Raw genomic sequence first — 14,794 nt, forward strand, 5'->3', positions numbered from 1 at the left:
GCACATGACGCCGGAACTATACTCGAGCCTCTCGCTGGCCCTGCCGGAACTGATCATCGCTGGCGGCGCGCTGGTGCTGCTGATGATCGGCGTCTACTCGGGCGAGCGGGCCAACAGCACCGTGACCGGGCTCGCCGTTGCGATCCTGATCGGAGCGGGCGCGTGGATGCTGCTGTTCGGCGGTACGGGCAAGGCGTTCGGCAATGTCTTCGTCAGCGACCCGTTCGCAGTCTTCATGAAGGTCTTGATGCTGATCGGCTCTGCCGTGACGCTGGTCATGTCAGTCGGTTTTGCCAAGGCGGAAAAATTCGACAAGTTCGAATATCCGGTGCTGATCCTGCTCTCGACCGTCGGCATGATGCTGATGATCTCGGCCAACGACATGATCACGCTCTATCTCGGCCTCGAATTGCAGTCGCTGGCGCTCTATGTCGTCGCCGCGATCAACCGCGACAGCGTGCGTTCGACCGAAGCCGGCCTCAAGTATTTCGTCCTCGGCGCGCTGTCGTCGGGCATGCTGCTCTACGGCATCTCGCTGGTCTACGGCTACACCGGTCACACGGGTTTCGATGCGATCGCGGCCACGCTTTCGGGCGCCGACCGCCAGCTTGGCCTGGTCTTTGGTCTGGTCTTCGTGCTTGCCGGCGTTGCCTTCAAGATTTCCGCCGTGCCATTCCACATGTGGACGCCGGACGTCTATGAGGGCGCGCCGACGCCGGTGACGGCCTTCTTTGCGTCTGCGCCGAAGATGGCGGCGATGGCGCTGATGGTGCGCATCACCATGACCGCTTTCGAACCGATCGCCGCCGACTGGCAGCAGATCGTTGTTTTCATCTCCATCGCCTCGATGGTGCTGGGTTCGTTTGCCGCCATCGGCCAGAAGAACATCAAGCGGCTGATGGCCTATTCGTCGATCGGCCATGTCGGGTTCGCGCTGGTCGGCCTTGCCGCCAACACCGAGACCGGCGTGCGCGGCGTTGCCATCTACATGCTGATCTATCTGGTGATGACGCTTGGCACCTTCGCCTTCATCCTCGCCATGCGCCGCAAGGACGGCAATGTCGAGCAGATCAGCGATCTCGCCGGCCTCTCGACCACCAATCCGATGATGGCGACCATCCTGACGATCCTGATGTTCTCGCTGGCCGGCATTCCGCCGCTCGCGGGCTTCTGGGCCAAGTGGTACGTCTTCCTCGCCGCCATCAACGCCAATCTCTACACGCTCGCCGTCATCGGCGTGCTGGCTTCGGTTGTGGGCGCCTATTACTATCTGCGCATCATCAAGATCATGTGGTTCGATGAGCCGGTCGGCGGCTTCCTGCCGATGGCTGGCGAGTTGCGGCTGGTGCTCGGCGCTTCCGGCGCGTTCGTCCTGTTCTACGTCTTCTTCGGCGGCCCTGTCGGGCGTGTGGCTGAGGCTGCCGCCAAGACCTTCTTCTGACGGCATGGGATTCCAGCTCGCTCCGACCGCAGTAGCCGAAGGCTTTCGCCTCGAAGCGCACGACACTGTCAGTTCGACCAACATCGTCGCCCTGGAGCGGGCGCGGGAAGGGGATCCAGGCAAGCTCTGGGTCGTCTCCAAGCGTCAGGAAAGCGGGCGCGGCCGTCGCGGCCGCGTCTGGGCAACGCTCGAGGGCAATCTCGCCGCGAGCTTGCTTCTGGTCGTCGGGCGCGACCTTAAGACGGCGGCTACACTTGGCTTCGTTGCCGGGCTGGCCCTTGCCGATGCGCTCAACGCGGTCGTGCCGAATGGGCGCATAGCCATCGCGCCTGATGGCGCCAGCGGCGAGCGCGGCAACCGTTTCGAATTGAAATGGCCCAACGACGTGCTGGCTGACGGCGCCAAGCTCTCCGGCATCCTGCTTGAATCTTCCATGCTCGACAAAGAGCGCGTTGCTCTTGCCATCGGCATCGGCGTCAATGTCGTCACTTACCCGCAAGACGTTCCCTATCCCGCGACATCGCTGAAGGCGCTGGGTGCGACTTGCGATGCGGAGACCTTGTTCCTGGCCCTGTCGGACGCGTGGAGCGACAACATGCGGCTGTGGAACGACGGGCGCGGGCTGGACAAAATCCGCCAGCGCTGGCTTTCGCGCGCCGCCGGACTTGGCGGGCAGGTTGCCGTGCGGGTCGACGGCAACGTGGTGCGTGGTGTATTCGAAACCATCGATGAGGACTGCCGCTTTGTCATTCGCGACGACAGCGGCGCGATCCAGAAAATTGCTGCCGGCGATGTGCATTTCGGTGCGGTTGCGTCGGCCGGCGCGGCCTGAACGGCCTGAGAGGAAAGAGAATGGCGAAATCGCGAGAAGCCGAACTCGTATTCGCGCCGCTGGGCGGCGTGGGCGAGATCGGCATGAACTTCGCGCTTTATGGCTTCGGGCCCTTCGACAAGCGCGAGTGGCTCATCGTCGATGTCGGCGTGACATTCCCGGATGCGACGCTTCCCGGCGTCGATCTGGTGCTGCCGGATACGCGCTTCATCGAAGGCGAGCTGCATAATCTGCGCGGCATCGTCATCACGCACGCGCATGAAGATCACTACGGCGCGCTGCTCGATCTGTGGCCACGCCTGAAGGCGCCGGTCTGGATGACGCCGTTTTCTGCCGGCCTGCTAGAAGCCAAGCGGCAATCCGAAAGCGGCGCGCCGAAAGTGCCGGTGACGATCTACCGCGCCGGCGAGACCTTCACCGTCGGCCCCTTCACGGTCGAGGCCATTCCGGTCAGCCACTCCATTCCCGAGCCGGTTTCACTGGCGATCACCACGCCGCTGGGTACTGTCATCCACACCGGCGACTGGAAGATCGATCCCGCTCCGGAGATCGGCCCGAAGACCGACGAGGCGCGGTTCCGTGCGCTCGGCGACAAGGGCGTGCTGGCGCTGATCTGCGATTCGACCAACGCGCTGCGCGAGGGCGACTCGCCGTCCGAGCAGGCCGTGGGCGAGGGCATTCGCGGCGTTATCGAGCAGGCGCCGGGGCGCGTTGCGGTCACCACCTTTTCGTCCAATGTCGGCCGCATCCGTTCCATCGCCGAGGCCGCGCGGGACACCGGCCGGCAGGTTCTGCTGCTTGGTCGTTCGCTGAAGCGCGTTGTCGATGTCGCCTCGGAGCTTGGCTATATGGACGGCCTGCCGGAATTCGTCTCCGAGGAAGACTACGGCTACATTCCGCGCGAAAACCTTGTCGTCATCTGCACCGGCAGCCAGGGCGAGTCGCGGGCAGCCCTTGCCAAGCTGGCGCGTGATGAGATGAAGACCGTGGCGCTATCGCCGGGCGATATCGTCATCTTTTCTTCCCGCACCATCCCGGGCAACGAAAAAGCCATTCTCGAGATCAAGAACCAGCTCATTGATCAGGGCATGAAGATCATCGAGGATAGCGACGCGCTGGTGCATGTGTCCGGCCATCCGCGGCGCAGCGAATTGCGCCGCATGTATGAATGGACGCGTCCGCGCATTGCCGTGCCGGTCCATGGCGAAGCAGCACATCTCGTGGCGCATGGTTCGCTCGCCTCTGCCTGCGGCGTGCCGGAAGTCGCGCAGGTGCGCGACGGCGACATGCTGAGGCTCGCGCCGGGTGCGGCCGAAATCATCGACCAGGTGCCGTTCGGCCGCGTCTACAAGGACGGCAAGCTGATCGGCGACGATGAGGCGGTCGGCATCCGCGATCGTCGCAAGCTGTCCTTTGCCGGCCATGTCGCCGTCAATGTCGTGCTCGACGACAAGTACGAACTCTCCGGCGATCCCGATATCGTGGCGATCGGCGTCGCCCGAACCGACCAGCGGGGCGAAGATATTGAAGACCTGATGCTGGATGCGGCAATCGGCGCGGTCGACTCCATACCCCGTCAGCGCCGAAAAGATCTGGACCTTGTCCAGGAAGCGGTGCGCCGCGCCGTTCGTTCGGCCGCCAACGAAGCCTGGGGCAAGAAACCGCTGGTGACGGTGTTTGTCACGCGGTGAGGAATTAAGGGAGTAGGGGAGTACGGGAATAGGGGAGTAGGAAAAGACAAATGCCCTATTCCCCTACTGCCTTACTCCCCTATTCCCCTACTGATCGGAGCACCCAATGCTGGGACGTTTGAACCATGTCGCCATCGCGGTGCCGGATCTCGCCGCTGCAAGTGCGGTCTATCGCGACACGCTGGGTGCGACGCTGACCGAGCCTCAGGCGCTGCCGGAGCATGGCGTGACGGTCGTGTTCATCAACACCGGCAACACCAAGATCGAATTGCTGGAGCCGCTGGGGCAGGGGTCGCCGATCGCCGCCTTCCTGGAAAAGAACCCGTCAGGCGGCATGCATCACATCTGCTACGAGGTCGATGACATCATCGCGGCGCGAGACCGCCTGAAGGCTGCCGGCGCGCGCGTGCTGGGAGACGGCAATCCCAAGATCGGCGCGCATGGCAAGCCGGTGCTCTTTCTGCATCCCAAGGATTTCCTCGGCACGCTCGTCGAGCTGGAACAGGTTTAAGCCATGAGCTGGATTTCAGTCGCCGCTATTTACTTCATAATCTGGTGGACGGTGCTGTTCGCCACCTTGCCCTTCGGCGTGAAGACGCAGGACGAGAGCGACAATGTCACGCTCGGAACAGTGCCAAGTGCGCCCGGACGTCCGCACATGCGGAAGACGGTCATTCGCACGACGATCGTCTCGCTGATCATCTTCGGTATTTTCTACTACGTCACCAAGGTCATGGGCCTTGGCTTCGACGATATTCCGAGCCTTGTGCCGGAATCGATCCTGAAGGCGGGTTAGCCGGCATCTCCCAATAGACTACCTCCCGGCAGAGATCGGCCAATATTCAAAAATATGACTGATATAGTCTAGTATTTAAGATGAGCGGCAGTTAAGCTGCAGCAATCCTTCGCACCCGATGGCTATGAGGGAAGTCGGCTAAGCTGTTGACTGCACAAAAAAAATGCAAGGCACAAGGCCTTGCAAATTAAACGCGTCCGATCTGCTTTCCGTCACCGGCGGCTGCGTATTATCGCGCCTAGATCGCATCCTCCCAAGACTTTGACCGCGTAGGAGGGCAGATTTTGCTCCGCCCTCTCAGTTATCGAGGCACACTAGACCAAGCTGCGATGAATTGTCACTAACAATTTTGCGTAAATAGCCCACTACATGTGCTGCACTGCACAATAAACGCGCAGTCTTTGCTCGAAAAGCCGTCAGGCCGGTTTTGCGAGGGTGCGGCGGGAGGTCCGGGTTTCAATTCCGCCTTGAAATGGCTATGAAGCGCAGGCAGGCAACACTGCGTCAGTGCCGATTCCGGCATTGATCTGCTTCTCTTTCTTTTACGGACTTCTACATGCGGCTATCGCGCTATTTCCTGCCCATCCTTAAAGAGAATCCCCGCGAGGCAGAAATTGTCTCGCACCGGTTGATGCTGCGCGCCGGCATGATCCGGCAGCAGGCTGCGGGCAGCTTTTCCTGGCTGCCACTGGGCAAGCTGGTTCTCGACAAGATCTGCCGCGTCATCCGCGAAGAACAGAACCGTGCAGGCGCGCTGGAAATCCTGATGCCGACCATCCAGTCGGCCGATTTGTGGCGCGAAAGCGGCCGCTATGACGACTACGGCGACGAGATGCTGCGCATCAAGGACCGCAACAAGCGCGACATGCTGTTCGGCCCGACCAATGAGGAAATGGTCACCGAGATTTTCCGGTCCTATGTCAGGACCTACAAGGACCTGCCGCTGAACCTCTACCACATCCAGTGGAAGTTCCGCGACGAGCGGCGCCCGCGCTTCGGCGTCATGCGTAGCCGAGAATTCCTGATGAAGGACGCCTATTCCTTCGACCTCGATTTCGAGGGCGCGAAGGCGGCCTATAACCGCATGTTCGTTTCCTACCTGCGCACCTTCACGCGGCTGGGCCTGAAGGCCATTCCGATGCGCGCCGACACCGGCCCGATCGGAGGCGATCTCAGTCACGAATTCATCATCCTGGCCGATACCGGCGAAAGCCAGGTCTATTGCCATCGCGACTTCCTCGAACTGCCGGTGCCCGGCGAGGACACCGACTTCACCAATGACGGCGAGATCGGCGGCATCGTCAAGCAGTGGACGACGCCCTATGCGGCGACCGACGAGATGCACGACGAAGCCGCGTGGGACGCGATCGGCGAGGGCGAGCGGCTTTCCGCGCGCGGCATCGAGGTCGGTCACATCTTCCACTTCGGCGAAAAATACTCGAAGCCGATGGGCGCCAAGGTCACCGGGCCTGACGGCAAGGATCACTTCGTCTCCATGGGTTCATACGGCATCGGCCCGAGCCGCCTGATCGCGGCGATCATCGAAGCCTCGCATGATGAGGCCGGCATCATCTGGCCGGAATCGGTCGCACCCTTCGATATCGGCCTGATCAACATGAAGGTCGGCGACAGCGAATGCGACCGCGTGTCCGAAGAGCTTTATGCGGCTCTCACGGCTGCGGGCAAGGACGTGCTCTACGACGACACCGACCAGCGGCCGGGCGGCAAGTTCGCCACCGCCGACCTGATCGGCCTGCCGTGGCAATTGATTGTCGGTCCGCGCGGCGTTGCCGCCGGCGAGGTCGAGATCAAGAACCGTCGCACCGGCGAGCGTGAGACGCTGCCGATCGCAGAGGCCACGAAACGCTTCGGGATCGCCGGATGAGCAAAGTCGCGGCCAAGCCGGCGGGCGCCGGGCCTTTCTCGGTCTTCGAACGCATGGTCGCGTGGCGCTACCTGCGCTCGCGCCGCAAGGAGACGGTGATCTCGGTCATCGCCTCGATCTCGTTCTTCGGCATCATGCTGGGCGTCGCGACGCTCATCGTCGTCATGGCTGTGATGAACGGCTTCCGCGCCGAACTGCTCAGCCGCATCCTTGGCATAAACGGCCATCTCATCGTCCAGCCGATCGACACGCCGCTGGACGACTATGCGGCCGTCGCCGGCCGCATCAACGGTGTTGCCGGGGTGAAATACGCCATCCCGCTGATCGACGGCCAGGTTCTGGCGCAAGGTGAGGTCGGTGCGGGAACCGGTGCCCTGGTGAGGGGCATACGCGGCGAGGATCTCGGCAAGATTTCGCTGGTCGCCAACAACATCAAGCAAGGCTCGCTGGTCGGTTTCGACACCAGCGAGGGCGTGGCGATCGGCCAGCGCATGGCCGACAATATGGGGCTGGCGCTCGGCGATTCCATTACGCTCATCTCTCCCGACGGCGACATCACGCCGATGGGAACGACACCGCGCACCAAGGCCTATCCGATCGTGGCGATCTTCGAGGTCGGCATGTCGGAATATGACACATCAATCGTCTATATGCCGCTTTCCGAAGCGCAGCTCTATTTCAATCTTGAAAACCGGGCCCAGACGATCGAGGTCTTCGTCGACAATCCCGACGCTGTCGACACCTTGAAGCCGGCGGTGGAAGAGGCAGCGCAGAGGCCGGTCTTCATTTCCGACTGGCGCCAGCGCAACGAGACGTTCTTTTCAGCACTTCAGGTCGAGCGCAACGTCATGTTCATGATCCTGACGCTGATCGTTCTCGTGGCCGCGCTGAACATCATTTCCGGCCTGATCATGCTGGTGAAGGACAAGGGCCGCGACATCGCCATATTGCGCACCATGGGCGCGACGCGCGGTGCGGTCATGCGCATCTTCCTGATGACGGGGGCGGCGATCGGTGTCACGGGCACGATTGCAGGCGTCATTCTTGGCATTGTCGTCTGCCTCAACGTCGAATCGATCCGCCAGTTCTTCTCGTGGATTTCCGGCACGGTGCTGTTCAATCCGGAGCTCTATTTCCTGAGCAAGCTGCCGGCCAAGATGAATTTCGATGAGACGGCGACGGTCGTGGTGATGGCGTTGGTGCTGTCCTTCCTGGCGACGCTGTTTCCGGCATGGCGCGCGGCCAGGCTCGATCCGGTCGAGGCGCTGCGGTACGAATGATGGCAGGCAACGTGATTATCGAATTGAAGGGCGTCGAGCGGCACTATGTTCAGGGCTCGCGCAAGCTGACCATCCTCAACGGTGTGAACTTTTCGCTGAAGCGCGGCGAGATGGTTGCGCTGGTGGCACCCTCGGGCGCAGGCAAGTCTACGTTGCTGCACACAGCGGGCCTGCTGGAGCGCCCCGATGCCGGTGACGTGATCCTCAGCGGGCGCGCCTGCGGCCGTCTCTCCGACGACGAGCGCACCGCCATACGCCGCAACGATATCGGCTTCGTCTACCAGTTCCATCATCTTCTGCCGGAGTTCTCGGCGCTCGAAAACATCATGATGCCGCAACTGGTGAAGGGCCTGCCCAAGGCCGAGGCGAGCGCACGCGCGGCGCAACTTCTTGACTACATGCAGATCGGCAAGCGCGGCCACCACAGGCCGTCCGAGCTCTCCGGTGGTGAACAGCAGCGCGTGGCCATCGCCCGCGCTGTCGCCAATGCGCCGCTGGTGCTGATGGCCGACGAGCCGACCGGCAATCTCGATCCCGTCACGGCAGGCTATGTCTTCGACGCGCTGTCGGCACTGGTCAAGCAATCGGGACTTGCGGCTCTGATCGCCACACACAACCATGAACTGGCCGCGCGCATGGATCGGCGCGTGACGCTTTCGGACGGCAAAGTCGTTTCTTTCTAAAGCTGTTGACGGCCAGCCGGCAAGCAATCGCCGTAACCCTTTGTTAACCCTCGGAACTTTTCCGGCTCTCGTGACTTATCGCGGGAGAGGAAAGATTATTGACTTATGAACGAAAAAGGAACAAATTAAGAACATAAAGAAAACAGGAGAATGTTATGACTGATCTGGTTCAGGATGTCGTCTCACTGGTTTGCATGAGCACGTTTCTTATTTCCATGGCGATGTGGATAGGCGCACTTTGATTGCGCGACCGCGGCCGCAATTCAGCCGGCCTTGCGAAGACCTTCGGCGGCAATCGCCGCCGGACCGAATACCGTCTCGAAAGCCGATTTGAGTGCTACGTCGAGGTCTGCCATCGTAACCGGCAGGCCGAGATCGACAAGGCTGGTGACGCCGTGATCCGAGACGCCGCACGGCACGATACCGCTGAAATGGCTGAGGTCCGGTTCGACATTGATGGCGATGCCATGAAAGCTGACCCATCGGCGGAGACGGATGCCGATCGCCGCGATCTTGTCCTCGGCAGGTGAGCCGTCCGGCATCGCCGGGCGATCCGGTCGCACCACCCAGACGCCGACGCGATCCTCGCGCCGTTCGCCGCGGACATTGAAGCGATCCAGCGTGCCGATGATCCATTCCTCGAGCGCTGCCACAAAGGCGCGAACGTCTTCGCGCCGGCGCTTCAGGTCCAGCATGACATAGGCCACGCGCTGGCCAGGGCCGTGATAGGTGTATTCGCCCCCGCGGCCTGCATTGAAGACCGGAAAGCGGTCCGGCTCGACGAGATCGCTTGCCTGCGCGCTGGTGCCGGCCGTGTAGAGTGGGGGATGTTCCACCAGCCAGACCATCTCGCCGGCGGAGCCATCGCGAATCGCTGCGGCGCGCGCCTCCATGAAGGTGAGGGCGTCTTCGTAAGCCGTCAGGCCGGGTTCGATTCGCCATTCGACGGGAGGCGAACCGGGGGCGGCATGAAAGGAAGTTTCGATCTGGCTGCGTTGCGTCATGGCTGGGTCGGTTGGCCTTGCTGCGGGTCACCATCATATGGCGGCTGGCGCGCAAAAGGTCCAGTTTCCTTTGTAGTCGGCATTGGCGGCGGCGATGCGGTTCTCCACATGACGCAGGGGCAGGAAAGGGGGCGGATTCGCCCGGAATCCGGCTCTTTCATCGAAGTGTCAAACAAGCGTCGAATAATCGGTTGAGTGCACTTGTTTCGCCGGAAACGATTTGCTACATGCCGCTGGCCGGTTCCGACCGGCTCCTTCGTGACGTGCGGTCGTGGCGGAATTGGTAGACGCGCAGCGTTGAGGTCGCTGTGGGGCAACCCGTGGAAGTTCGAGTCTTCTCGACCGCACCATCACTCTCTCCCTGACATTGCCAAGATTGTCGGTTCCTTCTGTCTTGCGGCAGGGAAGGGCGCATTTCGTTTGATATTCCAGCGCGTTCTGCTTTAGACCTGCCATAGACGATTTCCCGAAATCACAGAGCAAGGGGCAGGTTTGGAAGGCCAGGACGAACACACGTCAGGCGCTACCGCGCAGCCCCATGACCACGCCGATATCTACGGCGAGGACGGCGTTGTCCGTGCGTCGTTCCTTGCTCATGTCGGCGCGGCGATTGCCGATCGCGATACGCTGGCGCTCAAGGAGGATGTCGGAAGCCTCCATCAGTCCGAACTTGGTGATCTTCTCGAGGCGCTGCTGCCGGAGCAGCGGCGCGCGCTGGTCGATCTCATGGGCAGCGATTTCGACTTTTCGTCGCTTACCGAGGTCGACGAAGCGATTCGTCTCGACATCGTCGACAATCTGCCCAACGCGCAGATTGCCCAGGCCGTCCAGGAACTCGATTCGGACGATGCCGTCTATATTCTGGAAGATCTCGACCAGGAGGATCAGGACGAGATTCTGGCGCAACTGCCGTTCACCGAACGGATCAGGCTGCGCCGCTCGCTCGACTATCCGGAAGAATCGGCCGGCCGGCGCATGCAGACGGAATTCGTCGCGGTGCCGCCGTTCTGGACCGTTGGCCAGACGATCGACTATATGCGCGACGACAAGAACCTGCCCGACAGGTTCAGCCAGATATTCGTCATCGATCCGACCTTCAAGCTCCTCGGCGCGCTCGATCTCGACCAGATCCTGCGTTCCAAGCGCTCGGTCAAGATCGAAGACGTCATGCACGAGACGCGCCACGCCATTCCGGCCAGCATGGACCAGGAAGAGGCAGCGCACGAGTTCGAACAGTACGATCTTCTGTCTGCCGCCGTCGTTGACGAAAATGAGCGGCTCGTCGGCGTGCTGACCATCGACGACGTCGTCGACGTTATCCAGCAGGAAGCCGAGGAAGATCTGCTGCGCATGGGCGGTGTCGGTGACGAAGAGCTTTCCGACAGCGTGCTCACCGCTTCGCGCTCGCGCGTGCCCTGGCTTCTCGTCAACCTGTTCACGGCTTTTCTGGCAGCGTCGGTCATCGGCCTGTTCGACCATACGATCGAGCGCATCGTGGCGCTGGCCGTGCTGATGCCTATCGTGGCGGGGATGGGCGGCAATGCCGGCTCGCAGACGATGACCGTGACGGTGCGTGCATTGGCGACGCGCGATCTCGATATCTACAATGCCGGCCGCATTATCCGTCGCGAGATGGGCGTCGGTTTCATCAACGGCATCATCTTCGCTGTCCTCATCGGCATCGTAGCCGCGACCTGGTTCCAGGACCCGAACCTTGGCGGCATCATTGCCGCGGCCATGGTCATCAACATGTTCGTGGCAGCCCTTGCCGGAATTCTGATCCCGCTGTTGCTGGATCGCTTCGGTGCCGATCCGGCCGTGGCTTCCGCCGTCTTCGTTACGACCGTTACCGATGTCGTCGGCTTCTTTGCCTTTCTCGGGTTGGCGACCTGGTGGTTTGGCGTGACCTGAAGATCATTTCGATCACGGCCCCGTGATTGATTGACTTTTACGTAAATGCCGTGCCAAGATTCCAGCTTGGAGTCGCGCTTGTGGAGCATCGGATTTCTTCGAAAACCGCTATCCACTTTTTCGGGCCGATGCTCTGGCGAGAATGGAACTGCCATGCGGGAATATTATTCGATCACCGAACTGACCCGCGAGTTCGATATTTCGACGCGTACGCTGCGGTTCTACGAGGATGAGGGGCTTATCCAGCCCGTCCGCCGTGGACGCACGCGCCTGTTCCGCCCGACAGACCGGCATCTGGTCAAGCAGATCATGCGCGGAAAGCGTCTCGGTTTCTCGATCAACGAGATCCGCGAAATCATCCAGATGTACAAGGAGCCGCCCGGCGAAGTCGGCCAGCTCAACCTGATGATCAAGCGAATCGAGGAAAAGCGCGAGGACCTGCGCCAGAAACGCCGCGATCTCGAAGAGACGCTTGCCGAACTCGACCATGCCGAGGAAGCATGCGTGGAGCGGCTCGTTGAACTCGGCGTGACGACTTAACAGCTGTTCGAGGTCTCAGCCTCCCGGCCTTCAAATCCAGCGCCGCACACGTTTCGCATAATCGCGATACTTCTTGCCGAAGCGTGCCATCAAGTGCTTTTCCTCGCGCTCTATGGCGAGTTTCTGGGTGGTGAAGGCAGCCACCAGCGCCAGCACGAAAAACCAGACGATGCCGGTTATCAGGCCAACGCCGATCATCAGCAGCGTGTTGCCGAGATAGATCGGGTTGCGGGTGAAAGAGAAGGCACCACCCGTCACAAGGTGATCTGCGCCCTTGTGAGGCTTGATCGTCGTGTTGCCCTGCTTCAATGCACGCATGGCCGAAATGTAGAGAGCAATCGTGCCGGCGACGGCAAGCCATCCGAGCGCGAACAATATGTCGGGGAGTATGCCCGACGGCAGCCATGGCAACGGATAGAGCAGGCCGAGCGCGATGCTGATCGCGATGGCCGCGAGATAGATGATCGGCGGCCACGGTATGCGGTTCGGCGCCGTGTGGATGTCCGTCATTGCGTTCCTCCTCCCTCAAGCAATTCCAGGAAAAGTGTGTAACGGCTTTCCGTCCGGAATTGCGTAAAAACAAAGACTTAGAGCAGTTCGGCTTTCTGTTAAAAGCTGAACCGCTCTAAGGGCTCGTGTTTTCGGTCTCTGCCGTGCAGTAGCCGGCGCTGTCATTCACCTTGTCGCGCAGTTCCTGCGTCTGTTTGCCGGCAAAGAGCGCGTCGAGAGTGTCCTTTTCCAGCGTATCGAGCATGCAGGCGCAATAGCGCGTGCAGAATTCGGCGTCGCGCGTGTCCTGGCAGGTCCGTTCGCAGGAGGTGCGGAACTGAACTTCCTTGGTGGGGATGTCAGCCGGCATGACTTGCGAGAAAAGCCAGACGCAGGCGATCAGCACCGGCTGGTGGATAAGGTAGAAGGCGAGGCTGTGCCGGCCGGCGAAGGTCAGCGGCCTCGACCATGATCCGAGAGAAACACCAGCCAGTCGCGAAAACAGCCCGGACGATGTGGCGAGCCTTGCCGCCACGATGCCGAGCAGGACCGCGCCGAACCATGGAAACAGCGGGACGTAGTCGTTCGAGCGCGGATTGACGGACGAAAGGCCGACCCACCACCACACAGGATGATCGAAGAAGGGGGTTCGCAGGAAGTTCGGCGCGGCGATCACCGCTACCGCCACGACCAATGTGAGCAGTGTCGGCAGGCGCAGAAACAGAAGCCCGAGCAGGCTTGCCAGCGCGATCTGATGCAATATGCCGAAGAAAATCAGATCGTCCGGCACGGCAAAGTAGGTGATGACGGAGATGGCGAGGGCTGCGCCTGCCACCATGGCGAAGCGGCGCCAGAACCCTTTCCAGCGAATGCCCTTGCCATGCGCCAGGAACAGGCTGACGCCGACGAGGAACAGGAAGCTCGAGACGATGCAGCGCGCAAACAGCTTCCAGCCGCCGAAGGCCGTCAGGCCGGGCTCGGTGTAGCCGAAGAATCCGAGATCCCAGGTAAAGTGGTAGATCGCCATGGCGATCAGGGCGAGGCCGCGCGCCAGGTCGAGCGCGTCGATGCGGCGTGATTTTGGTTGCTGAAGTGGTTCTGAGTCTGGAAGCATGCGTGATGTTGCGGTTCGTTTGATTATCGTTCAACCGTTAGCACGGATCATAACGACGAAAGAATGGAATTGGAGAATGCCATGCACAGCGTAAACGCCAATGGCGCGCAAATTCCCGCGCTCGGTCTCGGAACATGGACGCTTTCAGGCGACGACTGTGCCGAGCTCGTGCTGCGCGCGCTGTCGGTCGGCTATCGCCACATCGACACGGCAGCCGCTTACGGCAACGAGAAGGATGTCGGCGTCGGCCTTCGTGCTTCGGACGTTGCGCGCGACGATGTTTTCGTGACGACGAAGGTGTGGTGGACGGACATCGCGCCGGGAGATCTGGAGCGCTCGACTGAGGCCAGCCTGAAGCATCTCGGCCTCGATCAGGTCGACCTGCTGCTGATCCACTGGCCGAACCCGAAAATTCCGCTGGCGGGCTCTATCAAGGCGCTGAACGCTGTGAAGCGCAGCGGCCTTGCGCGCCATATCGGTGTCTCGAATTTCCCGACAGCACTGCTTTCGCAGGCGATTGCGCTGTCGGAGGAACCGCTGGTTGCCAATCAGGTCGAGAACCACCCCTATCTCGACCAGCGGAAGGTCTATCGCCTGTGCCGCGACAACGGTATGGCGCTGGTTTCCTATTGCCCGCTCTATCGCGGTGGCGACCTGTTTTCGGAAAACGCGATCCGCGATGTTGCCGCCCGTCACGGCAAGACGCCGGGCCAGATCGTGCTGCGCTGGCACGTGCAGCAGGAAGGCGTGGTCGCCATTCCGCGCACGACGAAAATCGCGCGGCTATCGGAAAACATCGCCATCTTCGACTTTGCCCTGTCGGCCGAAGAGATGGTGGCGATCTCTGCTCTCACCGGCCGCAATTCGCGTCTTTGCGATTTCGGGTTCTCGCCGGAGTGGGACCGGGTGTAGCTCGCCTCGGGTTTCGCCCTACGTTGCCCCCCTCTGGCCTGCCGGCCATCTCCCCCGCGGGTGGGGAGATCAGCCGTCATGTCCTCTTTCGACAATCTTCAGCGTTGCAGGTAGGGCGCACAAGTGAAGCTGCTAATCTCCCCACTCGCGGGGGAGATGGCCGGCAGGCCAGAGGGGGGCGCGAAGGAACTCGACCTCCGAGCGATTTCAATGCGC

At 61.4% G+C, this 14,794-nt stretch carries 14 protein-coding genes and 1 tRNA gene; 12 read left to right on the top strand and 3 right to left on the bottom strand.

The genetic code is table 11. The annotated features are described in order from the left end of the window. The first annotated feature begins 4 nt into the window (after positions 1-4). From nuoN to WBQ96_RS07380, 8 genes are all read left to right on the top strand, one after another. Positions 5-1,441, top strand: a complete 1,437-nt coding sequence (nuoN, locus tag WBQ96_RS07345) for an NADH-quinone oxidoreductase subunit NuoN (RefSeq protein WP_336548790.1) — start codon at positions 5-7, stop codon at positions 1,439-1,441. Between the two features lie 4 nt (positions 1,442-1,445). Next, positions 1,446-2,273 (top strand): biotin--[acetyl-CoA-carboxylase] ligase, encoded by an 828-nt coding sequence (locus WBQ96_RS07350; protein ID WP_336548792.1) that lies wholly within the window; start codon positions 1,446-1,448, stop codon positions 2,271-2,273. A gap of 20 nt (positions 2,274-2,293) precedes the next feature. Then, positions 2,294-3,964 (top strand): ribonuclease J, encoded by a 1,671-nt coding sequence (locus tag WBQ96_RS07355; protein ID WP_336548794.1) that lies wholly within the window; start codon positions 2,294-2,296, stop codon positions 3,962-3,964. A gap of 106 nt (positions 3,965-4,070) precedes the next feature. Next, entirely contained in the window at positions 4,071-4,475 is a 405-nt protein-coding gene (gene mce, locus WBQ96_RS07360) for a methylmalonyl-CoA epimerase (protein WP_336548796.1), read from the top strand. A gap of 3 nt (positions 4,476-4,478) precedes the next feature. Continuing rightward, positions 4,479-4,760: a DUF1467 family protein gene (locus WBQ96_RS07365; protein ID WP_165115847.1), complete on the top strand. Its 282-nt coding sequence runs from the start codon at positions 4,479-4,481 to the stop codon at positions 4,758-4,760. Positions 4,761-5,316: 556 nt separating this feature from the next. Further along, the gene (gene proS, locus WBQ96_RS07370; protein WP_336548800.1) at positions 5,317-6,645 is read left to right on the top strand and encodes a proline--tRNA ligase; all 1,329 of its coding nucleotides are present in this window, start codon (positions 5,317-5,319) and stop codon (positions 6,643-6,645) included. Further along, complete coding sequence (locus WBQ96_RS07375; RefSeq protein ID WP_336548802.1) at positions 6,642-7,925, top strand: lipoprotein-releasing ABC transporter permease subunit; 1,284 nt, start codon at positions 6,642-6,644, stop codon at positions 7,923-7,925. Before proS ends, WBQ96_RS07375 begins: the two co-directional genes overlap by 4 nt. Then, positions 7,925-8,608 carry an ABC transporter ATP-binding protein gene (locus WBQ96_RS07380; RefSeq protein WP_336548946.1) on the top strand — a complete coding sequence of 228 codons (684 nt, stop codon included), beginning with the start codon at positions 7,925-7,927 and terminating at the stop codon, positions 8,606-8,608. Before WBQ96_RS07375 ends, WBQ96_RS07380 begins: the two co-directional genes overlap by 1 nt. A gap of 263 nt (positions 8,609-8,871) precedes the next feature. On the opposite strand, the gene lipB is transcribed toward WBQ96_RS07380, so the two are convergent. Beyond that, positions 8,872-9,612, bottom strand: coding sequence for a lipoyl(octanoyl) transferase LipB (lipB, locus tag WBQ96_RS07385; protein ID WP_336548804.1), 741 nt, complete (start codon positions 9,610-9,612; stop codon positions 8,872-8,874). Between the two features lie 265 nt (positions 9,613-9,877). On the opposite strand from lipB, the gene WBQ96_RS07390 reads away from it, so the two are divergent. The 3 genes from WBQ96_RS07390 (at position 9,878) to WBQ96_RS07400 (ending at position 12,063) form a co-directional block, all read left to right on the top strand. After that, positions 9,878-9,962: transfer RNA gene (locus WBQ96_RS07390), tRNA-Leu, on the top strand. Between the two features lie 142 nt (positions 9,963-10,104). After that, positions 10,105-11,523: a magnesium transporter gene (mgtE, locus tag WBQ96_RS07395; RefSeq protein ID WP_165115838.1), complete on the top strand. Its 1,419-nt coding sequence runs from the start codon at positions 10,105-10,107 to the stop codon at positions 11,521-11,523. Between the two features lie 153 nt (positions 11,524-11,676). Then, positions 11,677-12,063 carry a MerR family transcriptional regulator gene (locus WBQ96_RS07400; protein WP_165115836.1) on the top strand — a complete coding sequence of 129 codons (387 nt, stop codon included), beginning with the start codon at positions 11,677-11,679 and terminating at the stop codon, positions 12,061-12,063. Positions 12,064-12,093: 30 nt separating this feature from the next. Here the strand turns inward: WBQ96_RS07400 and WBQ96_RS07405 are convergent, their stop codons facing one another. Together WBQ96_RS07405 and WBQ96_RS07410 are read right to left on the bottom strand one after the other, a co-directional pair. Beyond that, on the bottom strand, positions 12,094-12,573 hold the full coding sequence (locus WBQ96_RS07405) for a methyltransferase family protein (RefSeq protein ID WP_336548806.1): 480 nt from the start codon (positions 12,571-12,573) through the stop codon (positions 12,094-12,096). A gap of 115 nt (positions 12,574-12,688) precedes the next feature. Next, positions 12,689-13,666, bottom strand: coding sequence for a heparan-alpha-glucosaminide N-acetyltransferase (locus tag WBQ96_RS07410; protein ID WP_336548809.1), 978 nt, complete (start codon positions 13,664-13,666; stop codon positions 12,689-12,691). An 81-nt stretch (positions 13,667-13,747) separates the two neighbouring features. On the opposite strand from WBQ96_RS07410, the gene WBQ96_RS07415 reads away from it, so the two are divergent. Next, entirely contained in the window at positions 13,748-14,578 is an 831-nt protein-coding gene (locus tag WBQ96_RS07415) for an aldo/keto reductase (protein ID WP_336548811.1), read from the top strand. Positions 14,579-14,794 lie beyond the last annotated feature (216 nt).

Source organism: Mesorhizobium sp. CCNWLY176 (genome assembly GCF_037153935.1).
Classification (GTDB): domain Bacteria; phylum Pseudomonadota; class Alphaproteobacteria; order Rhizobiales; family Rhizobiaceae; genus Mesorhizobium_M; species Mesorhizobium_M zhangyense.